Origin of the sequence: Cellulomonas sp. PSBB021 (assembly GCF_002240455.1) — a bacterium.
In the GTDB taxonomy this organism is placed as follows: Bacteria; Actinomycetota; Actinomycetes; order Actinomycetales; family Cellulomonadaceae; genus Cellulomonas; species Cellulomonas uda.
Genome location: NZ_CP021430.1, coordinates 2,261,441 through 2,284,958 on the forward strand (window position 1 = coordinate 2,261,441; position 23,518 = coordinate 2,284,958).

The 23,518-nt window shown below is 74.0% G+C and carries 18 protein-coding genes and 1 pseudogene; 13 read left to right on the plus strand and 6 right to left on the minus strand.

Translation table 11 applies throughout. From position 1 onward, the window contains the following. Nucleotides 1–171 precede the first annotated feature (171 nt). The gene (locus CBP52_RS10295) at nucleotides 172–1,557 is read left to right on the plus strand and encodes an NAD-dependent malic enzyme (RefSeq protein WP_094180867.1); all 1,386 of its coding nucleotides are present in this window, start codon (nucleotides 172–174) and stop codon (nucleotides 1,555–1,557) included. Between the two features lie 36 nt (nucleotides 1,558–1,593). Here the strand turns inward: CBP52_RS10295 and CBP52_RS10300 are convergent, their stop codons facing one another. Next, entirely contained in the window at nucleotides 1,594–2,721 is a 1,128-nt protein-coding gene (locus tag CBP52_RS10300; RefSeq protein WP_198303431.1) for an NADH:flavin oxidoreductase/NADH oxidase, read from the minus strand. A 90-nt stretch (nucleotides 2,722–2,811) separates the two neighbouring features. On the opposite strand from CBP52_RS10300, the gene CBP52_RS10305 reads away from it, so the two are divergent. The 4 genes from CBP52_RS10305 to CBP52_RS18585 all read left to right on the plus strand — a co-directional run bounded on the left by CBP52_RS10305 (nucleotide 2,812) and on the right by CBP52_RS18585 (nucleotide 8,460). Beyond that, the gene (locus tag CBP52_RS10305; protein ID WP_094180869.1) at nucleotides 2,812–3,747 is read left to right on the plus strand and encodes a formate/nitrite transporter family protein; all 936 of its coding nucleotides are present in this window, start codon (nucleotides 2,812–2,814) and stop codon (nucleotides 3,745–3,747) included. 48 nt (nucleotides 3,748–3,795) lie between these two features. After that, entirely contained in the window at nucleotides 3,796–4,638 is an 843-nt protein-coding gene (locus tag CBP52_RS10310; protein WP_094180870.1) for a hypothetical protein, read from the plus strand. A 130-nt stretch (nucleotides 4,639–4,768) separates the two neighbouring features. Then, complete coding sequence (acs, locus tag CBP52_RS10315; protein ID WP_094180871.1) at nucleotides 4,769–6,781, plus strand: acetate--CoA ligase; 2,013 nt, start codon at nucleotides 4,769–4,771, stop codon at nucleotides 6,779–6,781. A gap of 260 nt (nucleotides 6,782–7,041) precedes the next feature. Continuing rightward, on the plus strand, nucleotides 7,042–8,460 hold the full coding sequence (locus CBP52_RS18585; protein ID WP_094180872.1) for a cellulase family glycosylhydrolase: 1,419 nt from the start codon (nucleotides 7,042–7,044) through the stop codon (nucleotides 8,458–8,460). A gap of 70 nt (nucleotides 8,461–8,530) precedes the next feature. Here CBP52_RS18585 and CBP52_RS10325 read toward each other — a convergent pair whose 3' ends face one another. Then, nucleotides 8,531–10,057 (minus strand): NAD(P)-binding domain-containing protein, encoded by a 1,527-nt coding sequence (locus CBP52_RS10325; protein ID WP_369826212.1) that lies wholly within the window; start codon nucleotides 10,055–10,057, stop codon nucleotides 8,531–8,533. A 207-nt stretch (nucleotides 10,058–10,264) separates the two neighbouring features. Here CBP52_RS10325 and mshD point away from each other — a divergent pair, with 207 nt between their 5' ends. From mshD to CBP52_RS10350, 5 genes and pseudogenes are all read left to right on the plus strand, one after another. After that, nucleotides 10,265–11,263, plus strand: coding sequence for a mycothiol synthase (gene mshD, locus CBP52_RS10330; protein ID WP_094180874.1), 999 nt, complete (start codon nucleotides 10,265–10,267; stop codon nucleotides 11,261–11,263). Continuing rightward, complete coding sequence (locus CBP52_RS10335; RefSeq protein ID WP_094180875.1) at nucleotides 11,260–13,500, plus strand: RNA degradosome polyphosphate kinase; 2,241 nt, start codon at nucleotides 11,260–11,262, stop codon at nucleotides 13,498–13,500. The genes mshD and CBP52_RS10335 overlap by 4 nt, the downstream gene beginning before the upstream one ends. Then, a complete protein-coding gene (locus CBP52_RS10340; RefSeq protein ID WP_094180876.1) occupies nucleotides 13,497–14,468 on the plus strand; it encodes an NUDIX hydrolase in 972 nt (323 codons plus the stop codon). Before CBP52_RS10335 ends, CBP52_RS10340 begins: the two co-directional genes overlap by 4 nt. Before the next feature lie 374 nt (nucleotides 14,469–14,842). Next, the gene (locus CBP52_RS10345; protein ID WP_094180877.1) at nucleotides 14,843–15,463 is read left to right on the plus strand and encodes a DUF47 domain-containing protein; all 621 of its coding nucleotides are present in this window, start codon (nucleotides 14,843–14,845) and stop codon (nucleotides 15,461–15,463) included. A 5-nt stretch (nucleotides 15,464–15,468) separates the two neighbouring features. Next, a pseudogene (locus CBP52_RS10350) lies at nucleotides 15,469–16,469 on the plus strand (anion permease). Between the two features lie 46 nt (nucleotides 16,470–16,515). On the opposite strand, the gene CBP52_RS10355 reads toward CBP52_RS10350, so the two are convergent. Further along, nucleotides 16,516–17,151 (minus strand): hypothetical protein, encoded by a 636-nt coding sequence (locus CBP52_RS10355; RefSeq protein ID WP_232514439.1) that lies wholly within the window; start codon nucleotides 17,149–17,151, stop codon nucleotides 16,516–16,518. 226 nt (nucleotides 17,152–17,377) lie between these two features. On the opposite strand from CBP52_RS10355, the gene CBP52_RS10360 reads away from it, so the two are divergent. The 3 genes from CBP52_RS10360 to CBP52_RS10370 all read left to right on the plus strand — a co-directional run bounded on the left by CBP52_RS10360 (nucleotide 17,378) and on the right by CBP52_RS10370 (nucleotide 21,341). Next, a complete protein-coding gene (locus tag CBP52_RS10360; protein WP_094182315.1) occupies nucleotides 17,378–18,925 on the plus strand; it encodes a sugar porter family MFS transporter in 1,548 nt (515 codons plus the stop codon). 144 nt (nucleotides 18,926–19,069) lie between these two features. Further along, nucleotides 19,070–19,549 (plus strand): MarR family winged helix-turn-helix transcriptional regulator, encoded by a 480-nt coding sequence (locus CBP52_RS10365; protein ID WP_094180879.1) that lies wholly within the window; start codon nucleotides 19,070–19,072, stop codon nucleotides 19,547–19,549. Nucleotides 19,550–19,688: 139 nt separating this feature from the next. Further along, complete coding sequence (locus CBP52_RS10370; protein WP_094182316.1) at nucleotides 19,689–21,341, plus strand: MDR family MFS transporter; 1,653 nt, start codon at nucleotides 19,689–19,691, stop codon at nucleotides 21,339–21,341. 110 nt (nucleotides 21,342–21,451) lie between these two features. Here the strand turns inward: CBP52_RS10370 and CBP52_RS10375 are convergent, their stop codons facing one another. The 3 genes from CBP52_RS10375 to msrB form a co-directional block, all read right to left on the minus strand. After that, nucleotides 21,452–21,928: a MarR family winged helix-turn-helix transcriptional regulator gene (locus CBP52_RS10375; RefSeq protein WP_094180880.1), complete on the minus strand. Its 477-nt coding sequence runs from the start codon at nucleotides 21,926–21,928 to the stop codon at nucleotides 21,452–21,454. A 127-nt stretch (nucleotides 21,929–22,055) separates the two neighbouring features. Continuing rightward, nucleotides 22,056–22,808 carry a nuclease-related domain-containing protein gene (locus CBP52_RS10380; RefSeq protein WP_094180881.1) on the minus strand — a complete coding sequence of 251 codons (753 nt, stop codon included), beginning with the start codon at nucleotides 22,806–22,808 and terminating at the stop codon, nucleotides 22,056–22,058. Between the two features lie 166 nt (nucleotides 22,809–22,974). Next, nucleotides 22,975–23,385 carry a peptide-methionine (R)-S-oxide reductase MsrB gene (gene msrB / locus CBP52_RS10385; RefSeq protein WP_094182317.1) on the minus strand — a complete coding sequence of 137 codons (411 nt, stop codon included), beginning with the start codon at nucleotides 23,383–23,385 and terminating at the stop codon, nucleotides 22,975–22,977. Nucleotides 23,386–23,518 lie beyond the last annotated feature (133 nt).

A 23,518-nucleotide genomic window follows, 5' to 3' on the forward strand; every position in this document is an offset into this window, starting at 1 on the left:
CCGCCCGCGAGGTCGTGAGTCTGCCGGTGGGTCGCGCGGATGACCGCGCGACTGACCGAGAGACGCACGCCCCCGCGGGGGATCCGCGACTTCACGGCACGGGGGTGGGGGCGGGCGGCGGGGGCGGGCGCTCGGCGCGACGGGGGGCGTGGGCGGCGACAGACTGGCGCCATGGTCGGGCCGAGCGTGTCGTCGTCCATCACCGCGCGCCTGCACGTCGCCGCGCGGCCCACCGCGGTCAGCGAGCTGACGACGGCGATCGAGCAGGCGGGCGGCATCGTCACGGCGCTGGACGTGACCGCCTCGGGGCACGAGCAGATGCAGGTGGACGTCACGTGCGCGACCCTCGGCGAGGAGCACGCGCAGCAGATCGTCGCCGCGCTCGGCGCGCTCACCGGGGTGGCGGTCGACCGGGTCTCGGACCGCACGTTCCTGCTGCACCTGGGCGGCAAGCTCGAGATCACGTCCAAGGTGCCGCTGCGCAACCGCGACGACCTGTCGATGGCGTACACGCCGGGCGTCGCGCGCGTGTGCGAGGCGATCGCGGCCCGCCCGGAGGACGCACGCCGCCTCACGATCAAGCGCAACACCATCGCGGTCGTCACGGACGGCACGGCGGTGCTCGGGCTCGGGGACATCGGCCCGCTGGCGGCGCTGCCGGTGATGGAGGGCAAGGCGGTGCTGTTCAAGCGGTTCGCGGACATCGACGCTTTCCCGATCGCGCTCGACACCACGGACGTGGACCAGATCGTCGAGGCGGTGTGCGCGATCGCGCCGGTGTTCGCGGGCATCAACCTGGAGGACATCAGCGCGCCGCGCTGCTTCGAGGTCGAGCGCCGGCTGCGGGAGCGGCTGGACATCCCGGTGTTCCACGACGACCAGCACGGCACGGCGATCGTCGTGGTCGCGGCGCTGACGAACGCGCTCCAGGTGGTGGGCAAGCGGATCGAGGACGTGCGGATCGTGCTCTCGGGTGCGGGTGCGGCCGGCACCGCGGTGCTCAAGCTGCTGCTCGCGGCGGGGGCCGACGACGTCGTGGTGGCGGACGTGGACGGCGTCGTGCACCCCGACCGGCCGGGCCTGACGCCGCAGCTGCGGTGGACGGCGGCGGCGACGAACCCGCGCGGCGTCTCCGGGACGATCGGGGACGCGCTCGTCGGCGCGGACGTGTTCATCGGGGTGTCGGCGCCGGACGTGATCACGGGCTACGAGGTGTCCCGCATGGCGGGCGACGCGATCGTGTTCGCGCTCGCCAACCCGCGCCCGGAGGTCGACCCGGACGACGCCGCGCAGTACGCCGCGGTCGTCGGCACGGGCCGCTCGGACTTCGCGAACCAGATCAACAACGTGCTCGCGTTCCCGGGCGTGTTCCGCGGTCTGCTCGACGCGCAGGGCCACCGCATCACGGACGCGATGCTGCTCGCGGCCGCGGGCGCGCTCGCCGCGGTGGTCCGGCCGGACGAGCTGAACCCGACCTACATCGTCCCGAGCGTCTTCAACCCGGAGGTGACGACGCGCGTGGCGGCCGCGGTCGCGGCGGCGGCCCGGGGCGACTGACCGAAGGGCGAGCCCGACGGCCGGCCGGCCGGACGCTCAGCGGAACGCGCCGCGCGCGTACTGCGGCTGGTAGCCCGTCGAGCCGACCGCCTCGAGCGGCACGCTGCCGCCCGCGTCGTCACCCGCGGGCAGGGCGTCGAGCCGCTCGCCGAGCTCGTACGCGGCGCGCAGCGGCCACGACGGGTCGCGCAGCGCGACGCGCCCGAGCAGCACGGCGTCCGCGTCGCCCGCCGCGAGGACCTCCTCCGCGAGGCGCGGCTCGTCGAGCAGCCCGACGGCGGCGACGGGCAGACCGCCCACCTCCCGCACGCGCCGCGCCAGTGGCACCTGGTAGCCGGGCTCGACCGGGATCGAGGCGGGCGCGTTACCGCCCGACGAGACGTCGACGAGGTCCACGCCGTGGCCGGCGAGCCCGCGCACCACCTCGGCGACGTCGTCGACCGTGAGCCCGCCGGGGGTCCAGTCGGTCGCCGAGACCCGCACGAGCAGCGGCCGGTCGTCGGGCCACACGGCCCGCACGGCGTCGACGGTCTCGACGAGCAGCCGCGCGCGGTTCTCGGGCGACCCGCCCCACTCGTCGTCGCGGGTGTTGGACAGCGGCGAGAGGAACTGGTGCAGCAGGTACCCGTGCGCGGCGTGCACCTCGACGACGTCGAACCCGGCGGTCACGGCACGGCGCGTGGCTGCGGCGAACGCCGCGGGCACGGCGGCGACCTCGTCGGGCGTCATCGCGGCGGGCGTCGCGAGGTCGGGGAACGCGAGCGCGGACGGCGCGACGGTGGCCCAGCCGCCCTCGGCGGGCGGCACCGAGCCGGACCCGTGGCCGAACGGGCGGTGCACCGAGGCCTTGCGCCCGGCGTGGGCGAGCTGCACGCCGATGCGCGTGCCCCGCGCGTGCACGAAGTCGGTGACGCGGCGCCACGCCACCGCGTGCTCGTCGGACCACAGCCCGGCGTCCTGCGGCGAGATGCGACCCTCGGGCACCACGGCGCTCGCCTCGGTGAGCAGCAGCCCGAAGCCGCCCGCGGCGCGCGCACCCAGGTGGACCAGGTGCCAGTCGTCGGGGAAGCCGTCGCTCGAGGAGTACTGGCACATCGGGGCGAGCCAGGCGCGGTTGGTGAACGTGGTGCCGCGCAGCGTGAGCGGGCTGAACAGGTGGGTCACGCGGACGAACATACGACGCGCGGGCGCGCGGGCGTCCGGGCGGCCCTTTCGTCCCACGAGCCGGACGCCCGGCCTTGCGACCCTGGTCGGGTGCTGAGCATCGAGGAGGCCGTCGAGACCCAGGTCGAGGCCGCGCACCACAAGGTCCACCTGCTGTCGACCCCGTGGCTGTTCGCCGTGCGGACCATGCTCGCGGGCGCATACATCGGCATCGGCGTGGTGATCATGGTCGAGGCCGGCGGCCCGCTCGTCGCGGCCGGCAACCCGTTCGCCCCGCTCGTGCAGGGCATGGTGTTCGGCGTCGCGCTGACGATCGTCGTCGTGGCGGGGGGCGAGCTCGCGACCTCCGCGATGATGATGCTCACGCAGGGCGCGATGCGCCGCCGCATCACCTGGGGCATGGGTGGGCTGACGCTGCTCGCGGTGCTCGCGGGCAACCTGCTGGGGTCGATCCTGTTCGCCGCGCTCGTGCACGTCTCCGGCGTGACCGCGCCCGACACCGCCGCGGGCCAGCAGATCGCCCGCATGGTGGAGCACAAGGCGCACGAGACGAACGCGCAGCTGCTCGTGCGCGGCATCCTGTGCAACCTGCTGGTCTGCCTCGCCGTGTGGTGCGCGACGCGCCTGCGCAGCGAGGCCGCGAAGATCGCCGCGATCTTCGCGTGCGTCATGGTGTTCATCACCTCGGGCTTCGAGCACGTGGTGGCGAACATGACGACGATGTCGCTGGGACTCATGGGCGGCCTGCCGGGCGCGACGGTCGCCGAGTTCGCGCGCAACGTGCTGTTCGTCGGCGTCGGCAACACCATCGGCGGTGCGCTGCTCGTCGGCGCGGCCTACGCGTACCGGGCGACGCCGCGCGTGGCCGAGCCGGGGTTCGTCGCGACGACGAGCGCGTCCGACGACGGCCCGACCGCACCGCTGACGGCGGCCGCGTCCGCCGACGAGCCCCTCGACGGGTCCGTCGACACGCCGGGGGTCGCACCCGTCCGGGCTGCGCAGGCGCAGGAGCCCGCCCTACGGTGATCGCGGTGGCGGTGCAGCACGGCACCGCCTCGACCCGGGAGAGCCGTGATGAGCACCTCTGACGACGAGCGTCGCCCCGACCGCACCGGTCCCGACGAGCGGCCGGCACGGGACGCCGCCTCCTCCCCCGCACCCGAGCCGGAGCTCGACACGGGCCGCCACGCCGCGGTCCGACCCGCGCCCGTCGACCCGCCGCCGGCCCGCACGAGCGCGCGCCCGAGCCCGGCCGTACCCGCGGCGTCGGCCGCACCGGCCGCACCCGCAGCACCGGCCGGCCCGGCCGAGCCGGCCGACCCGACGGTCGTCACCGGGCCCGCGGGCACGCCCGCCGACGGCACCCGCGTCCTGCCCGCGACCGACGCACCGACGCGCGAGCCCGCAGCGCAGAAGCCGGACCTGTTCCCGGACGCCCACGCCCCGGCGCGCGCGTCCGTGGGCACGCACGTGCTGGGCGCGCTCGTCGGGCTCGTGCTCGCCCCGCTCGCCGCGGGCGTGCTGCTGCTCGGGCAGTCGCGCATCCTCGCGGCGCAGGTCGTCGGGTGGGATGCGACGCTCGACTGGTCGGGCGTCGTGCTCGTCGCGCTCGGGCTGCTCGCGCTCGGCTGGGTCGCGCTCCTCGCGGCCTGGACGCCCGCCGCGCCCTACACGGGCGGGGCGATCCTCAGCGTGCTGGGTGGTGTGGCGCTGGTGTCGCCCGACGTGGTGCGCACGCAGGTGCTGAACGTCGTCGAGGGGAGCGAGTGGCGTTCCACCGCGGTCGAGGTGACGGTCGCGGGCACGTCCGGGACGCTGCTCGTCGCGGGCTTCCTGGTGCTGCTGGCGGGGGTCGTGGCGACCGCCGCGCACCGGCAGGGCGTGCGGCTGGGCACGTTCCGCGAACGGCACCGCTGAGGCACGGCGCCGCGCTCGTCCGCACCACCCGGCGGACCAGGAACACGGGTCTTCCGGGCACTTCGGTCCGCGACGTGACTAGAGTTCCCCAGCGGAGGGACTTTGGTCCCCGACTCCGACACCCGCACCGATGTCGCTGCACCTGGAGGCCCGCGTGTCCGACCCGACCGCCGGCGGCCTGGAGAACCTGCTCTCCGAGGACCGCCGCTTCCCGCCGTCCGCCGAGTTCGCCGCCCAGGCGAACGCGAGCGCCGATCTGTACTCGTGGGCGAACGCCGACCGACCCGCGTTCTGGGGCGAGCAGGCGCGTGAGCTGCTAACGTGGAGCACACCCTTCGAGCAGACGCTCGACTGGTCGGACGCGCCGGTCGCGCGCTGGTTCGCCGACGGTCGGCTGAACGCCGCGCACAACGCGGTGGACCGACACGTGGAGGCGGGCCGCGGGGACAAGGTCGCGCTGCACTTCGAGGGTGAGGGCGGCGACACGCGCACGCTCACGTACGCGGACCTCCAGCGCGAGGTCTCGCGGGCCGCGAACGCGCTGACGTCGCTGGGCGTCACCACCGGCGACCGGGTCGCGGTGTACCTGCCGATGATCCCGGAGGCGGTCGTCACGATGCTCGCGTGCGCGCGGATCGGCGCGCCGCACTCCGTGGTGTTCGGCGGCTTCTCCGCCGAGGCGCTGCACAGCCGGATCCTCGATGCCGAGGCGAAGCTCGTCGTCACGGCGGACGGCGGCTTCCGGCGCGGCGCGGCCTCGGCGCTCAAGCCGGCCGTCGACGAGGCGCTCGCGAAGGGCGCCCCGAGCGTCGAGCACGTGCTCGTCGTCAAGCGCACCGGCCAGCCGGTGGAGTGGACCGAGGGTCGCGACGTGTGGTGGTCGGACGTCGTCGACACGGCGTCCGACGAGCACACCCCGGTCGACGTCGAGGCCGAGCACCCGCTGTTCATCCTCTACACCTCGGGCACCACGGGGAAGCCGAAGGGCATCTTCCACACCACGGGCGGCTACCTGGCGCAGGCGGCGTACACGCACCTCAACGTCTTCGACCTCAAGGCCGAGACGGACGTGTACTGGTGCACGGCCGACGTCGGCTGGATCACCGGGCACACGTACGTCGTGTACGGCCCGCTGGTGAACGGCGCGACGCAGGTGATCTACGAGGGCACGCCGGACACGCCGCACCGCGGCCGCTGGTGGGAGATCGTGCAGAAGTACGGGGTGACGATCCTCTACACGGCGCCCACGGCGATCCGCACGTGCATGAAGTGGGGCGAGGAGATCCCCGCGCAGTTCGACCTGTCGTCGCTGCGCGTGCTCGGGTCGGTGGGCGAGCCCATCAACCCCGAGGCGTGGATGTGGTACCGCCGGGTCGTCGGCGGGGACCGGGCACCGATCGTCGACACGTGGTGGCAGACCGAGACGGGCGCGATCATGATCAGCCCCCTGCCCGGCGTCACGGAGACCAAGCCGGGTTCCGCGCAGGTCCCGCTGCCGGGCATCGCCGCGGACGTCGTGGACGACGAGGCACACTCGGTGCCGGACGGCTCCGGGGGCTACCTGGTGCTCACCGAGCCGTGGCCCGCGATGCTGCGCGGCATCTGGGGCGACCGCCAGCGCTACGTCGACACGTACTGGTCCCGCTTCCGGGGTCTGTACTTCGCGGGTGACGGCGCGAAGAAGGACGAGGACGGCGACATCTGGCTCCTCGGCCGCGTCGACGACGTCATGAACGTCTCCGGGCACCGGCTGTCGACCACGGAGATCGAGTCCGCGCTGGTCTCGCACCCGTGGGTCGCGGAGGCCGCGGTCGTCGGCGCGGCCGACGAGACGACCGGCCAGGCCGTCGTCGCGTTCGTGATCCTGCGCGGCGACTCCGAGGCGGGGGACCTGCCCGCGCAGGACGTGCAGACGACGCTGCGCAACCACGTCGCCAAGGAGATCGGCCCGATCGCCAAGCCGCGCCAGGTGCTCGTCGTCGCCGAGCTGCCCAAGACGCGCTCGGGCAAGATCATGCGTCGCCTGCTGCGGGACGTCGCCGAGAACCGGCAGGTCGGCGACGCGACGACCCTCGCGGACTCGTCCGTGATGGACCTCATCGCCCAGGGGCTCTCCACCCCGGCGGCCGCGTCGCAGGACTGAGCACGCACGCCCTCGGGCCCGGGTCGTCGTCGAGACGGCCCGGGCTCGAGGCACGCGTGCCCGCGTCCGTCCGTGGCCGGTGCGGACGGAATCGATTAGCGGGTCCTCGTCGGACCGTGCGGGTGGTTGGGTGTCGCCCGTGCGCGCCTCGGCGGGCACTCAGCCAACCCATCGGTCACGACGTCGTGACCACGGACACCAGTGGATCTTCGGCAGACCCCACAGCCCAGTCGCCGAGGCTCTCAGGAAAGAGGATTTCCATGAGGTCTCGACCCCTGCTCGCCGGCGCCGCCGCGGCCGCCCTCGTCGCCGCGCTCGGCGCGACGGCCCTGGCCACCTCGGCGCACGCCGCCACCCCGCCCGGGCTTCACGTCTCCGGCACGACGCTCGTGGAGAAGGACGGCACCCCGTTCGTCGCACGCGGCGTGAGCCACGCGCACACCTGGTACACCTCGCAGACCCCGACCGCGATCCCCGCGATCCGGGCCGCGGGCGCGAACGCGCTGCGCGTCGTCCTGTCGGGCGGCGACCGGTGGACCAAGAACGACGCGGCGGACGTCGCGAACGTCATCAGCCTGTGCAAGGCGAACAAGCTCATCTGCATGCTCGAGAACCACGACACCACCGGGTACGGCGAGCAGAGCGGCGCCGTCACGCTCGACACCGCCGCGAGCTACTGGGTGGGCATCAGGTCGGCGCTGATCGGCCAGGAGGACTACGTCCAGATCAACATCGGCAACGAGCCGTACGGCAACAACGCCACCGCGAACGCGACGTGGACCGCCGACACCGTCGCGGCGATCAAGAAGCTGCGCGCCGCGGGCCTGCATCACAACATCGTGGTCGACGCCCCGTCGTGGGGCCAGGACTGGGCCGGGATCATGCGCGACAACGCCCAGACGGTCGCGGCGGGTGACCCCGACGGCAACGTGCTGTTCTCGGTCCACATGTACGGCGTGTACAACAACGCGTCGACGATCCGGACGTACCTCGACGCGTTCAAGGCCAAGGGCCTGCCGCTCGTGATCGGCGAGTTCGGCGACATGCACTCCGACGGCGACCCCGACGAGGACACGATCATGTCCGAGGCCGCGGCGCGCGGGATCGGCTACTACGGCTGGTCGTGGTCGGGCAACGGCGGCGGGGTCGAGTACCTCGACATGGTGACCGGGTTCGACCCGGCCCGGAAGTCGACGTGGGGTACGCGCATCTTCGACGGCGCGAACGGCATCAAGGCGACCGCCGTGACGGCGAAGGTCTACGGCGGCGGGACCGACCCGACCCAGGAGCCGACGAACGAGCCCACCGTCGAGCCCACCGTCGAGCCCACCGTCGACCCGACCGACGAGCCCACCCAGGAGCCGACGCACGAGCCCACGACGACGCCGGGCGGCACCTGCACGGCGACGTTCACGGTCGTCGGGCGCTGGCCGGGCGGGTTCCAGGGCTCGGTGAAGGTCACGGCGGGCGCCAGGCCGATCGCGGCGTGGTCGACGTCGTTCACGCTGTCCGGCGCGACGGTCGCGCAGGGCTGGGGCGGCACGTTCTCCGGCACGAGCGCGGTCACGGTCGCGAACGCGGCGTGGAACGGCTCGCTCGCGCCGGGGCAGAGCGCCGAGTACGGGTTCATCGGCTCGGGCACCGCGCCGACGGGCGCCGTCCCGGTCGTCTGCTCCTGACGGACGCACACCCCGTACCGGGGGCCCGGACCGTGCGCCCGGGCCCCCGGCACGTGCGGGTGCGGGCGCGTCAGCGCAGGGCGAGGTGACCCAGCAGCTCGCGCACCGCGTCGCGCCCGGCGCGGTTGGCGCCGACGGTCGACGCGGACGGCCCGTACCCGACGAGGTGCAGGCGTGGGTCGGCGGCGACGCGCGTGCCGTCCATGACGATCCCGCCGCGCGGGCCGCGCAGCCGCAGCGGCGCCAGGTGGTCCAGCGCGGGGCGGTAGCCGGTCGCCCACACGAGGGTCCGGGCGGCGACGTGCGCGTCCCCGCCGACCCACGCACCGAGCCCCGGCACGACACCGTCGAACGGCTCCGCGGCGGGCACGGGCGGCGGCACCGGGTCGTCCCACACGACGCCGTCGGGGACGATCCGGCTGAACGCGGGCCGGGCGCGCAGCACGCCCGCGTCGATGCCGGCGCGGTACGCGTCGGTGAGCGGGAGGCCGGTGACCGAGACGATCGAGCCCGGCGGCAGCCCGGCACGGGTGCGCTCGTCGACGAGCGCGACGGCGGCCCGCCCGAGCTCGGGCGTGAGCTGTCCGTCGCGCCAGGCCGGCGGGCGGCGGGTGACCCAGGTGGTCGTCGTGACGTCCGCGAGCGCGAGCAGCAGCTGCGCGGCCGAGGTCCCGCCGCCGACCACGACGACGTGCCCGTCGGCGAGCGCGCCGGGGTCGAGCACGTCACGCGAGTGGAGCTGGCGGCCGCGGAACGCGGCCCGCCCGGGGTAGGTGGGCCAGAACGGCTTGCGCCATGTCCCCGACGCGTTGACCAGGCCACGCGCGCGCCAGAGCACCTCCTCGCCCGGCGAGTCGACGAGGTGCGACGTCACGACGAGGCGTCGTCCGCCTGCGGGCGCCTCGTCGGCGTCCTCGTCCTCGACGCGCGTCACGGCCACGGGCCGCTGCACGTGCAGGCCGAACGCCTCCTCGTACTGCGCGAAGTAGTACGGCACCGCGTGTGCGGCGCTCTCGGCGGGGTCGGGCACGAGCAGGGGCATGCCCGGCAGGTCGTGCACGCCGTGCGCGTCGGACACGCGCATGCCGGGCGGGCGGTGCTGCCACGCGCCGCCGGGCGCCGGGGCGTCGTCGAGCACGACGAACGTCGCCTCCGCGTCCTGCCAGCCGCGGTCGCCCACGGGCACGAGCCCGGCCTTGTGGAGGTGGTACGCCGCGGAGAGGCCGGCCTGGCCGGCGCCGATCACGACGACGTCGACGTCGACGACCGGGCGCGTGGGTGCCTCGGTCGCGGCGGCCCGGCGCGAGCGGCGGGTCGAGCGCGAGGGCTGCGGCACGTCCGGCGCGGCGCGCCGGCCCGGGGCGCCGGTGGCCGGGGCGGCCTGCTCGGGGTCCGCCCGCGCCTGCTCGCCGGTCGCGTCGGACGCCTCGCGCAGGCTGCGGCGGGTCACGCGCCGGGTGGCCGACGGGTTCGTCGGCGCACCGGCGTCCGGCCGATGGTCCAGCGGGTCGGCGGTCGTCGGCAGCGGGGGCATTGTCCTGCTCGGCGAGGCGTCCTCCCTGGTCGGCGCGCCCGTGGGCGCGGTTGCTGCGGGCACCGGGTCACGGTCCCGTCCGCTCACGCGCGAGAGGTCGGGGCTGAGGTCCATGATCGGACCAACGTACGTCACCGTGGGGTCGTGCCACAGGGGGTTCGGCGACCGCCTGCGGGTGGCGTGACGCGACCGGCGTCGAGCCGCAGCCCACGTGTCGCTCGCACGGGTGACCTGGTGCCCCTGACCCGTCTCGCGTGGTGGGATGGGTGGATGGTGGAGCCGACGAAGGCGCGCATCGCGGTGGCCGCACGCCCCGCACCGCTCGCACCCGTGACCGCCGACGCCGTGCGGGCCCTGGCCGCTGCCGCGGCCGTGCACGACGAGGTCGCCCCGCTGTCGGAGCAGCCGCTGCTGTCGCTCGAGTCCGACGAGGCGCACGTCGTGCACCTCGTCGCGACCACCGAGGACGACACCACGGACGTCGCCGACGCGCACGTCGTCGGCTACGCGCAGGTCGACGTCGGCAGCGCGACGACCGCGCGCGCGGAGCTCGTCGTGCACCCGGACCACCGCCGCGCGGGGCTGGGCCGCGCGCTGCTGGACGCCGCCCGCGCGACGGCCGACGAGTCGCCGCGCCGGGCGCTGCACGTGTGGGCGCACGGCGACCTGACCGCGGCGCGGGCCCTCGCGCGCTCCGCCGGCATGGCGGTGGTGCGCGAGCTGTGGCAGATGCGCCTGGAGCTCGCGCGCCGCCCGCAGGCGCCCGACCGCACCCTGCCGACGGGCGTGCGCGTCCGCCGGTTCGTCCCCGGGCAGGACGAGGAGGCGTGGCGTCGCGTCAACTCGCGCGCGTTCGCGCACCACCCCGAGCAGGGCCGGATGACCAGCGCGGACCTGCGGGCGCGCGAGGCCGAGCCGTGGTTCGACCCGGCGGGGTTCCTGCTCGCGGAGCGTGACGGCATGCTGCTCGGCTCGGTGTGGACGAAGGTGCACGCCGCCGGCGAGCACGGCCCCGAGCCCGTCGGCGAGATCTACGTCGTCGGCGTGGACCCGGACGCGCAGGGCCTCGGCCTGGGCGGCGCGCTGACGGACCTCGGGCTGACGCACCTGACCCTGGCCGGGCTGCGTGAGGTGATCCTCTACACGGAGGCCTCGAACGAGGTCGCGATCCGCACATACCGCCGTGCGGGGTTCGAGCGGTCCGCGGTCGACGTGATGTTCGGCGACGACACGCCTCGTTCACCCGGGGATGCCACGATGGGCGCATGACCGACGCGACCGCCCTCGACTCCGAGCTCGAGGCCCGCATCGCCGAGCACCTCGCGCTGGCCGAGGAGGCGCACCGGGACGCCGAGAGCACCCCCCTGCCCGACGACCGCTTCCTCGACCGCGAGCTGTCGTGGCTCGCGTTCAACCAGCGGGTCCTGGAGCTCGCGGAGGACGCGGACCTGCCGCTGCTCGAGCGGGTGCGGTTCCTGGCGATCTTCGCGTCGAACCTCGACGAGTTCTTCATGGTCCGCGTCGCGGGCCTCAAGCGACGCATCGCGACGGGCATCGCGATGACCGCGGCGTCCGGCCTGAGCCCGCGCCAGGTGCTCGAGGCGATCAGCGAGAAGGCGCACGAGCTGATGGACCGGCACGCGCGCGTGTTCGCGGACCAGGTGCAGCCCGCGCTCGCCGCCGAGGGCATCACGCTCGTGCGCTGGCAGGACCTCGGGGACTCCGAGCAGGACCGGCTGCGCAAGTTCTTCCGCCGGCAGATCTTCCCGGTGCTGACGCCGCTCGCGGTGGACCCGGCGCACCCGTTCCCGTACATCTCCGGGCTCTCGCTCAACCTCGCGGTCGTCGTCGTGAACCCCACGACCGGCAAGGAGCACTTCGCGCGCGTCAAGGTGCCGCCGCTGCTGCCGCGGTTCATCGTGGTGGACGCCTCGGGCCGGCCGAGCGCGCCCGACGAGAAGTCGGCGACGGTCGAGAAGGGCCCGACGAGCTTCGTGCCCGTCGAGGACGTCATCTCCGAGCACCTCGAGCACCTGTTCCCGGGCATGGAGGTGCGCGAGCACCACACGTTCCGCGTGACGCGCAACGAGGACGTGGAGGTCGAGGAGGACGACGCCGAGAACCTGCTCAAGGCCATGGAGAAGGAGCTCCTGCGCCGGCGGTTCGGCCCGCCCGTGCGCCTCGAGCTCGCGGAGGGGATCAGCCCGCGCATCCGCACGCTCCTGGTCCGCGAGCTCGGCATGGCCGAGGACGAGGTGTACGAGCTGCCCGCGCCGCTGGACCAGACGGGCCTGAACGTCATCGCGGACCTCGACCGCGCGGAGCTGCAGTTCCCGCGGTTCGTCCCGACGACGCACCGCCAGCTCGCCGAGGTGGAGTCGGCCACGCCGACGGACGTGTTCGCCAAGATCCGCGAGCGCGACATCCTGCTGCACCACCCGTACGACTCGTTCTCGACGAGCGTGCAGACGTTCCTCGAGCAGGCGGCGGCCGACCCGAGCGTCCTCGCGATCAAGCAGACGCTGTACCGCACGTCGGGCGACTCCCCGATCGTCGACGCCTTGATCGACGCGGCCGAGGCCGGCAAGCAGGTGCTCGCGCTCGTCGAGATCAAGGCCCGGTTCGACGAGCAGAACAACATCTCCTGGGCACGCAAGCTCGAGCAGGCCGGCGTGCACGTGGTGTACGGCATCGTCGGGCTCAAGACGCACTGCAAGCTCTCGCTCGTCGTCCGCCAGGAGGCCGACGGCCTGCGCCGCTACAGCCACGTCGGCACCGGCAACTACCACCCGAAGACCGCGCGCCTGTACACCGACCTGGGCCTGCTGACCGCGGACCCGGAGGTCGGCCAGGACCTGACGCGGCTGTTCAACCAGCTCTCGGGCTACGCCCCCAAGAGCCGGTTCCACCGCCTGCTCGTCGCGCCGCGCTCGGTCCGCAGCGGCCTGGTGGAGCGCATCGACCGCGAGGCGCGGGCCGCGCGGGCCGGGCAGCCCGCGTGGATCAAGATCAAGGTCAACTCGATGGTCGACGAGACCACGATCGACGCGCTGTACCGCGCGAGCCAGGCGGGCGTGCCCGTCGACCTGGTGGTGCGCGGCATCTGCGCACTGCGGCCCGGCGTGCCGGGCCTGAGCGAGACGATCCGGGTGCGCTCGATCCTCGGGCGGTTCCTCGAGCACTCGCGCATCTTCGCGTTCGCGCACGCGACACCCGCCGACGACGACGGCTTCACGGGCCCCGAGGTGCTCATCGGCTCGGCGGACCTCATGCACCGCAACCTGGACCGCCGAGTCGAGGCGCTCGTGCGTGTCGCGGACCCCGACCAGGTCGCCGAGCTGGTCGACCTGGTCGACGAGTCCGTCGCGGACACCACGTCCTCGTGGCACCTCGGCCCGGACGGCGCCTGGCGGCGCCACGCGCACGCCGAGGACGGCACCCCGCTGGTCGACCTGCAGTCCGTCCTCATCACGCGCCAGCGGCGGCGCCCGGGCTCGGGCCGGTGACCGTACCGGCACGCGGGGCCGTCCTGGAGGCGGCCGGTGCCCTCGTCTGGCGCGTGCGCACGGGCCGGCTGCAGGTCGCGCTCGTGCACCGGCCCCGGTACCGGGACTGGTCGTGGCCCAAGGGCAAGATCGACCCGGGCGAGACGGTCGTCGAGGCCGCGTGGCGCGAGGTCGCCGAGGAGACCACCCACGACGTGGTGCTGGGCGTCCCGCTGCCCCCGCTCGAGTACCGGCTGTCCGACGGCCGGCTCAAGCGCGTGCACTACTGGGCGGCGCAGGTCGCCGGGCGCCAGGACGCGGCCGCGCTGCGGGCCCGCCCGCCGGTCCCGCGGGCGTCGCGCGACGAGATCGACCAGGTGCGCTGGTACGACGTCGAGGCCGCCGCGGCGCGGCTCACCCGCCCGGCGGACCGGGTGCCGCTCGTCGCGCTCGTCGAGGAGCACGCCCGCGGCCGTCTGGACACGCGCGCGCTCGTCGTCGCCCGGCACGGCAGCGCGCGCTCCCGCGCCGCGTGGCCCGACGACGAGGCCTCACGGCCGCTCACGCCCGACGGGCGCCACCAGGCGGCGGGGCTGGTGCCGGTCGTGTCGGCGTTCGGCGCCGCGCGCGTCGTGACGAGCCCGTGGCGGCGCTGCGTCGAGACCACGCAGCCGTACGCGTCGCACGCGCAGGTGCCGATCGAGCACGTCCCCGCGCTGTCCGAGCACGGGCACGCGGCCGACCCGGGCGCGGTCGTCGAGGTCGTCACGGACCTGCTGCACCGCACGCAGGACGCCCTGCTGTGCACGCACCGGCCCGTACTCCCCACGGTGCTCGAGACGCTCGCCGCGCACGCGCGACGCGGCGCCCGTGAGGCGCTCCCGCCCACGGACCCCTACCTGCGTCCCGGCCAGGTGCTCGTCGCGCACGTCGCGCAGCGCGCCGCGGGACCGCGCGTGGTGGCCGTCGAGGTGCACCGGCCGCTGTGACGTGCGGCACCGGGGCCTGGACCTGGACCTGGACCGTGCCCACGCCCGCGGCGTCGATCGCACCGCTGCGGGGTCTTACGATGGTCGGGCGACGTCGGACCGCGGTAGCCCCGGGCTCCATCTTCAGCCGCTTCGAGCGGCCGCGCGCCGAGAGGCGCTCCCGGTCCGACGTCGCACCCACGACCACCCGGCCGTGGGACCGGATGCACCCCCGCGTCCGGAACCCCCGACCCAGGTCCTGACCAGGAGAGCCCCGGACAGTGGCAGACTTCGGCTGTCACCCCGGGTCCATACCCGCGACACTCGCGTTTCACGTGAGCGTCGTCGTGCAACTAGCCTGATCCCGACCTGCCGCCCCTCCTCCGGAGCCTGAAGTGCGCCTGCGCCTGACACCGCGCGACACCACGTTCTTCGACCTGTTCGCCGCCTCGGCGCAGCACCTCGTCACAGGGTCGAACCTGCTCGGCGAGATGCTCGGTGCGTCCAGCGCCGCCCGCAAGGAGCTCAACAAGCGGATGTCGGAGGCCGAGCACCTGGCCGACGAGGCGACGCACCAGATCATGCGTCGGCTCAACCAGACGTTCGTGACCCCGTTCGACCGCGACGACATCTACATGCTCGCGTCCGCGCTCGACGACTGCATGGACTTCATGGACGAGGCCGCGGACCTCATGGTCCTGTACAAGATCGGCGAGCTGCCGCCGCGCGTCGCCGACCAGGTCCAGGTGCTCCAGCGCGCCGCCGAGCTCACGGCCGAGGCCATGCCCCGCCTGCGCTCGATGGACTCGCTCGCCGAGTACTGGGTCGAGGTCAACCGCCTCGAGAACCAGGCCGACAAGTCCTACCGCAAGCTCCTCGCGCAGCTGTTCGACGAGATCAGCGACCCGATCCTCCTGCTCAAGCTCAAGGAGATCGTCGAGAAGCTCGAGGAGGCCGCGGACGCCTTCGAGAAGGTCGCGAACGCGGTCGAGACGATCGCCCTCAAGGAGTCCTGAGCGTCGTGGAGGTCGCGCTCGCCATCCTCGTCGTCGCGCTCGCTCTCGGGTTCGACTACACCAACGGGTTCCACGACGCCGCGAACGCCATCGCCACGTCCGTGTCGACGCGCGCCCTGACGCCGCGCATCGCGCTGCTCATGGCCGCGGTGATGAACTTCGCCGGCGCCCTGCTCGGTACCGAGGTCGCCGAGACGATCGCGAAGTCGATCGTCGACCTCGGCGACGCGCCCGCGCACACCCAGCTCGTCGTCGTGCTGTGCGCGCTCGTCGGTGCGATCACCTGGAACCTGATCACCTGGTGGTTCGGGCTGCCGTCGTCGTCGACGCACGCGCTCATCGGCGGGCTCGTCGGCGCGGGGGTCGCCGGCGGTCTCGGCGTGTACGGCTCCGCGATCGTCGACAAGGTCGTCCTGCCGATGATCTTCTCGCCGCTCGTGGGCTTCGGGCTCGCGTTCCTCATCATGGTCGCGCTGCTGTGGGTCGTGAAGAACGCCAACCCGTCGCGCGCGACGCGCCGGTTCCGCCTCGCGCAGACCGTCTCCGCCGCCGCGATGGCGCTCGGGCACGGCCTGCAGGACGCGCAGAAGACCATGGGCGTCATCGTCATGGCGCTCGCCGCGGTCGGCTGGGCCGAGCCGGGCGAGATCCCGCTGTGGGTCAAGCTCGCCGCGGCCGCCGCGATCTCCGCGGGCACGTACTCCGGTGGCTGGCGCATCATGCGCACGCTCGGTCGCAAGATCATCGAGCTCGACCCGGCGCGCGGGTTCGTCGCCGAGTCGGTGTCCGCCACGGTGCTCTACGTCAACGCGTTCGTGCTGCACGCGCCGGTCTCGACGACACACACGATCACCTCGGCCATCATGGGCGTGGGCGCGACCAAGCGTCTGTCCGCCGTGCGCTGGGGCGTGGCCAAGAACATCGCGATCGCGTGGATCCTGACGATCCCGCGGCCGCGCTCGTCGCCGCGGTGTTCACGCTGCTCGTGCACCCGTTCCTCGGCTGACCCGCGCCGCGCGGCGGGCCACCCGCACCGCGACGCGGCCCCGGCCCTACTCGAGCCGGCCGGCGCGCCACAGCTGTGCGGCGTGCTCGAGCTCCTCGGCCGTGCGCAGCAGCGCGGACGCGCCGAACGTCTGACGCGTCGCCCCGCGCGGGTCGACCGCGTCCAGGTGGTCGGCGTCGATCGCGGCCCCCGCGGCCAGCACGCGGCAGAACGCGCCCGCCCGCTCGAGCGCGACGTCGAGGTCGCCCGTGTAGACGCCCGAGAGCACGGCGTCGGCCACCGCCCGCACGTCGGCGGGCCCCGGTGCCTGTGCGACGCCCGCGACCACGTCGTGCACCGGGACCGCGGCGGTGCCCTGCCGGTACCGATCGGCGATGGTCTCCGGGTCGCGGCGCACCCACTCGCGCAGCACGTACAGCCGCCACAGCGCGCCGGGCAGCGTCGCGGGCGCGCTGTCGGACCAGAGCCCGGCGACCACGTCCAGCCCCTCGGTCTCGACGAGCGCGACCAGCCGGGCCACCACCTGCGGGTCCTGGTTGGCGCGGCCCTGGTGGACGAGCGCGGCAGCGGTCGTGTGCGCGACCTCGGCACGCAGCGCGGGGTCCAGCTCGCCGGGCAGCTCGTCCGCCGCCTGGGGGTCGAGCATCGCGGGACGCCGGGGCCGGCGCGGTTCGTCGGACATCGTCACCTCCGCGCCCAGTCTCCCCCGCGCGGGCCGTCCGGGCGTCGCGGCCGACGCTGCAGCCGTCGTCGCAGCCGTCGTCGCAGCCGTCGTCGCAGATGGCACCGCGACGGCACCGCGAGCGCTCGTCGTGCACCCTCTCGACGTGCAGCGCACGGGCGTCGGCGTCAGGGTGGACCTCGGGGCGGCGCGACGGGGCCGCGACGTGACGAGAGGGGCGCACACCATGTCCACAGGTCCGGAGGCGTCCACAGGTCCGGAGACCGTCCGCAGCGGCGCGGGCGGCGGGCCGGGGGGTGCCGGGGGTCCCGCGGACGCCCGGCGCAGCCCGCACCACGGGAAGGCCGTCGCGCTCGCCGTGGCGGCGGCGGTCGGCGGGTTCCTGTTCGGCTTCGACTCGTCGGTCATCAACGGCGCGGTCAAGGCGTTCACCGACGAGTTCGGCCTCAGCGACGCGCTGTCGGGCTTCGCGGTCGCGGTCGCGCTGCTGGGCTGCGCGCTCGGTGCCTGGCTGGGCGGTCGGCTCGCGGACCGGTACGGCCGCACGCGCGTCATGTTCATCGGCGCGGTGCTGTTCTTCGTCTCGTCGATCCTGTCCGGTATCGCGTTCGGCGTGTGGGACCTGATCCTGTGGCGGTTCCTCGCGGGGGTCGGCATCGGCATCGCGTCCGTGATCGCACCCGCCTACATCGCGGAGATCGCGCCCGCGGTGATCCGCGGGCGGCTCGGCTCGCTGCAGCAGCTCGCGATCGTCATCGGCATCTTCGCCGCGCTGCTGTCCGACCAGCTGCTCGCGCTGGCGACGCCGGGCGAGGGCGCGGACGCGGCGGGCGAGCTGTGGCTCGGGCTCGAGGCGTGGCGGTGGATGTTCATCGTCGCGGTGGTGCCCGCCACGGTGTACGGGATCCTCGCGCTGCGCATCCCCGAGTCGCCGCGCTACCTGGTGAGCAAGGGCCGCCAGGACGAGGCGCTGGCGGTGCTGACGGACGTGCTCGGCACGCGCGAGGAGGCCGCCGACCGGGTCGCCGAGATCGAGAACACGATCCGCAGCGACGAGCACGCGCCCAAGGCGAGCCTGCGCGGGCCGCGGTTCGGGCTCCTGCCGGTGGTGTGGGTCGGGATCCTGCTGTCGGTGTTCCAGCAGTTCGTCGGGATCAACGTGATCTTCTACTACTCGAACACGCTGTGGCAGGCCGTCGGGTTCGACGAGAGCGACTCGTTCACGATCTCGACGATCACGGCGGTCACCAACGTCGTCGTCACGTTCATCGCGATCGCGCTCGTCGACAAGGTGGGCCGCCGTCCGCTGCTGCTGATCGGCTCCGCGGGGATGGCGGTGTGCCTGGCGGTCATGGCGATCGCGTTCCTCAACTCCTACGAGGTGCCCGACCCGGAGAACGCGGGCGAGGTGCTGACGCAGCTGCCCGACGGCTGGGGCACGACCGCGCTGATCGCCGCGAACGCGTTCGTCGTGTTCTTCGGCGCGACGTGGGGCCCGCTGGTGTGGGTGCTGCTCGGCGAGATGTTCCCCAACCGCATCCGGGCCGCTGCCCTCGGCGTCGCCGCGGCCGCGCAGTGGATCGCGAACTTCCTCATCACGATCTCGTTCCCGCCGCTGCTGGGGGCGTTCGGCGCGTCGGTGCCGTACTTCATGTACGCGCTGTTCGCGGCGCTGTCGTTCGTGTTCACGCTCTGGCGCGTGCCGGAGACGAAGGGCGTCGAGCTCGAGGACATGGAGGGCGTGCGGGTCCAGCGCCGCGGGCAGACCGCCTGACGCGCCCCGCCGGGCCGTCCGTCGCGAGCGCCGCTCCCTGCCGGGGGCGGCGCTCGGCATGTGAGCCACGAGACGCCCGGTTTCGTTGCATGCTGCACACATCGGCGCGTACAGTTGCATGCAGCAACCACCAGTGAGGACCCCGTGACCGCCCACCAGCAGAACCCCGAGCTCGCGATGCTCCGTGCCGCCGAGACGTTCTGGCGCACGCTGCGCGACGCGAGCGCACCCCTCGTCCGCGGCATCGACTGCAGCCGGGCCACCGCCGCGCTCATCCGCACCCTCGCGACACGCGCCCGCGAGGGGAACCCCACCCAGGTCGGCGACGTCGCACACCTCATGCGGGTCGACGTGTCCGTCGCCAGCCGCCAGGTCAGCCAGCTCGTCGACGACGGCCTCGTCGAGCGCATCGTCGACACCGACGACCGCCGGGCCCGCACGCTGCACCTGACCCCCGCGGGCGTCACGCGCGCCGAGGAGATCGAGGCGGCCCTCGCGGAGCGCACCGCCGACCTGTTCGCCGACTGGGACGAGCGCGACCTCGCGGCGGCCACCGAGGTGCTCGTCCGGCTCAGCGCGACGTTCGACCGCGCGAGCGTCCTGCCCGACCGCACACCCGCCTGACGCCGCCTCGCGCTCCCCCTCGCACCAGCCGCACAGCACCCCGCCGACGACGCCGGGCCCCGACCGCACGAAGAGAACCAGGAACACCGTGTCCCAGCACCCCACCCCGCCCGGCGCACCCGGCACCACCGCGCCCGCCATGACCCGCCGCGAGGTCCTCGAGGCGCTCTCCGGCATCCTGCTCGGGATGTTCGTCTCGATGCTCGCCACGAGCGTCGTGTCGTCCTCGCTGCCCCGCATCATCACCGACCTCGGCGGGAGCCAGTCGGCGTTCACCTGGGTCGTCACCGCGACCCTGCTGACCACCACGATCTCCACGCCGATCTGGGGCAAGCTCGCCGACCTCGTGAGCCGCAAGCTGCTCGTGCAGCTCGCGCTGGCCGTGACCGTCGTGTCGTCCGCGCTGGCCGGCCTCGCGCACAACACCGACATGCTCATCGCGATGCGCGCCCTGCAGGGCATCGGCGCGGGCGGCATGACGGCGCTCGGCACCGTGCTGATCGCGGACATCATCAGTCCGCGCGAGCGCGGCCGGTACATGGGCCTCATGGGCGCGATCATGGGCATCTCGATGGTCGGCGGTCCGCTGCTCGGCGGGGTCATCACCGACTCCTCGCTCACGTGGCGCGCCAACTTCTTCGTCGGGCTGCCGTTCGCGATCTTCGCGATCGTCGTCCTCCAGCGCACGCTGCACCTGCCCACGGTCGCGCGCCGCGTGGTGCGGATCGACTACTGGGGCGCCACGCTGATCTCGGTCGGCATCGCGCTGCTCCTGCTGTGGATCACGTTCGCCGGCAGCTCGTTCGACTGGGCCTCGTGGCAGACCGCCGCGATGGTCGGCGGTGCCGTCGTCACGCTCGCGGCCGCGCTGTGGGTCGAGTCCCGCGCCGCCGAGCCGATCATCCCGCTGCACCTGTTCCGCAACCGCACGCTCGTGCTGTCCGTCATCGCCAGCATCGCGGTGGGCATCGCGATGTTCGGCACCTCGGTGTTCCTCAGCCAGTACATGCAGCTCGCCCGCGGCAAGACCCCCACCGAGTCGGGCCTCATGACGATCCCGATGATCGCGGGAGTGCTCGTCTCGTCGACCGTGTCCGGCCAGATCATCTCCAGGACGGGCCGCTACAAGGCGTTCATGATCTGGGGCGCCGCGGTGCTCACCGCCGGCATCGGCCTCATGGGCACGATCCACTACGACACGAGCTTCGTGCTCGTCAGCGCGTACATGGTGATCCTCGGCGCGGGCGTCGGCATGCTCATGCAGAACCTGGTGCTCGCCGTGCAGAACACGCTGCACGTCTCCGAGGTCGGCTCCGGCACCTCGACCGTCGCGTTCTTCCGCACGCTCGGTGGCGCGATCGGCGTCTCGGTGCTCGGCGCGGTCCTGTCGAACCGCTCGACGGACTACATCGTCACCGGCCTGAGCAAGCTGGGCATCGACCCGGGCGCGATGGGCGGCGACGGCACGCTGCCCGACCTGTCGACGCTCCCCGGCCCGGTGCGCACCGTCGTCGAGCAGTCGTTCGGTGACGCGATCGCCGACCTGTTCCTGTTCGCCGCGCCCGTCGCGCTCATCTCGCTGGTGGCGGTGCTGTTCCTCGAGGAGGTACCGCTCGGCCGACGCTCGGGCGTCGAGCAGCTCCTCGACGAGCAGGCCACCGACGAGCGGACCACCCACGAGCAGGTCACCGACGAGCCGGCGCGCGAGGCCGTCGCCGAGGTCGTCCGGGAGTCCGCGGCCACGGTCGTGCCCGTGACCGACGAGCTCGCGGACGGCGCGCGACGCCGCTGACGGACCCACCTCGACGCGACGGGGGCGCGCCCACCCGGGCCCGCCCCCGTCGTCGTCGGTCCGGTCGTCCGCTCACGACCGGCGCGAGGGGCGGGAGGGGTGCTCGAAGGTCAGCCCACCGCCGACGCGGCCGGCGTCGCGGGCTGCGTCGCCCACGCCGAGGACAGGTCGCGGTTGAGCCGGCCCAGCTGCGCGGTGAGCTGGGAGATCTGCTCCGGCGCCCAGTCCTCGAGCGCGCGGGCCAGGAAGTCGGTCCGCGCCTGCTGCGCGGAGGCGAGCCGGCACGACCCCTCGGGCGTCAGCGCCAGGAGCTGGCCGCGGAAGTCGTCCGGGTCGGGCGAGCGCGTCAGGAGCCCCAGCGCGCCGAGCCGCGCGAGCTGGCGGGACATCGTCCCGCGACCCACCCCGATGTACGCGGCCAGGTCGCTCGCGCGCACCCCGGGCGTCCGCTCGATGAGCGCGAGCAGCTCGTACGCCGAGGGCTCGAGCTCCGGGTGCACCCGCCGCGCCATCGCGGTCGAGGACGCGGTCGCTCGGCGCAGGAACAAGCCGAGCTCGCGCTCGAGCTGCTGCAGGTCGTCGTCCATCACGCGCACATCTTGGCGTGTGAAGTGCCCCTGTGGGAACGGTTCGCCCGGGCCGACGTCGAGCCCGAAGGGGTGAACGTTCTGCGCCGGTCCGTGCCCGATGGCCCGGATCGGGTGCATCCGGGTGCTATCGCGTCCAGGTGACGCGCTGCCGGGCGACGTGCGCGACGGCCGCGACACGGTCCGGCTCGAGCACGGGTGGGAGCCCGCGGATCGCGCGCGGCAGCTCGCCACGCGTCACGACGACGGCCTCCCCGGGCGCGGGCGGGGCCTCGACCTGCAGCTCCCCGCGGACGACGACGAGCGCCCGGACCGTGATGTCGGCGCACCCCGCGCGCAGCAGCAGCCCCTGCACCCGCGCGGCCTCCATGCGGGCCGCGTGCAGGTGGCCGACGGCCGTCCCGCCGATCGTCATGAGCCGGCCACGCACGACCACGCGCTCGCCGGGCATGCCGCGCTCCGCGACGGTCAGGATGCCGCCGGGGCCGACGAGCAGGTGCTCCACGACCGTCCCCTGCCGGCCGAGCGGCACGTCGTGCACCACGTGCCAGCCCTCGGCGTACAGGCGCTCGAGGCGCGTGCGCAGCGGTGCGCCGCGCTCCGCGCGCGGCTCGTCCGTGGGACCGAGCCATGCGTGCAGCGCGGTGCGCTCGGGCTCGCCGAACGGCTGGCGGGGCAGCGGGAGCGTGATCTCGTTGCCGTCGCCGCGCAGGAACTCCTGCGCCGCCCGGCGCAGACCCTCCTCGAGCTCCGGCTCCTCGACGACCACCTCACCCGACTGCAGGTCGATCGACCCGACCCGCGCACCGGTCTCGTGGGTCACGTAGAGCCGGTCGGCGCCGTACCGCCGCCACCGTCGCACCGTGAGCACCTCGTCCACGCGGTCATTATCGGCTTGTACGGGCCCCGGCTTCAGCCCGTCTCGCAGGTTCGCCCGGTGTGTCGACCGAACGGATCAGGCGGGTCCCCGCCGACGAGGCCCGGACGGGTGCTCCCGGCACCCGGGCGGCGGGTCGGGAGCCCTCGTCCGGCTGACGGTCCGGTCCTCAGCCCTGGGCGTCCACCGGCTCGAACGTCAGGCTCACCGAGTTCATGCAGAACCGGTCGCCCGTCGGCGTCTGGGGCGCGTCGTCGAACACGTGGCCCAGGTGCGAGCCGCACCGGGCGCACCGCACCTCGGTGCGGACCATCCCGTGCGACCGGTCCTCGACCAGCTCGACCGCGTCGCCCGCGAGCGGCGTGAAGAAGCTCGGCCACCCGCAGTGCGAGTCGAACTTCGCGTCCGACGAGAACAGCTCGCCACCGCACGCGCGACATCGGTACACGCCGCGGCGCTTCTCGTCGAGCAGCGCGCCCGTGAACGCGCGCTCGGTGCCCGCGCGTCGCAGGACCGCGAACTCCTGCGGCTCGAGCTCGAGCGCCCACTGCTCGTCGGTCTTCGTGACCTCGTACGTCACGTGCCCACCTCCTCGCCCGCGACGCGCGTCGTGCGCGCCGTCCATCGCCCTCAACACGACCACGTGCGCGGTCGTTCCCGCGCGTCGAGGACGGGTGGTGCTCGCCGCGGGGGCCGCCACCGCCTAACCTCCG

Bases quoted from the DNA above. Each gene is read 5' to 3' on its own strand.
- CBP52_RS10295 (WP_094180867.1), top strand. From the start codon at position 172: ATGGTCGGGCCGAGCGTGTCGTCGTCCATCACCGCGCGCCTGCACGTC.
- CBP52_RS10310 (WP_094180870.1), top strand. From the start codon at position 3,796: ATGAGCACCTCTGACGACGAGCGTCGCCCCGACCGCACCGGTCCCGAC.
- acs (WP_094180871.1), top strand. From the start codon at position 4,769: ATGTCGCTGCACCTGGAGGCCCGCGTGTCCGACCCGACCGCCGGCGGC.
- CBP52_RS18585 (WP_094180872.1), top strand. From the start codon at position 7,042: ATGAGGTCTCGACCCCTGCTCGCCGGCGCCGCCGCGGCCGCCCTCGTC.
- mshD (WP_094180874.1), top strand. From the start codon at position 10,265: ATGGTGGAGCCGACGAAGGCGCGCATCGCGGTGGCCGCACGCCCCGCA.
- CBP52_RS10335 (WP_094180875.1), top strand. From the start codon at position 11,260: ATGACCGACGCGACCGCCCTCGACTCCGAGCTCGAGGCCCGCATCGCC.
- CBP52_RS10355 (WP_232514439.1), bottom strand. From the start codon at position 17,151: ATGTCCGACGAACCGCGCCGGCCCCGGCGTCCCGCGATGCTCGACCCC.
- CBP52_RS10360 (WP_094182315.1), top strand. From the start codon at position 17,378: ATGTCCACAGGTCCGGAGGCGTCCACAGGTCCGGAGACCGTCCGCAGC.
- CBP52_RS10370 (WP_094182316.1), top strand. From the start codon at position 19,689: ATGACCCGCCGCGAGGTCCTCGAGGCGCTCTCCGGCATCCTGCTCGGG.
- CBP52_RS10375 (WP_094180880.1), bottom strand. From the start codon at position 21,928: ATGGACGACGACCTGCAGCAGCTCGAGCGCGAGCTCGGCTTGTTCCTG.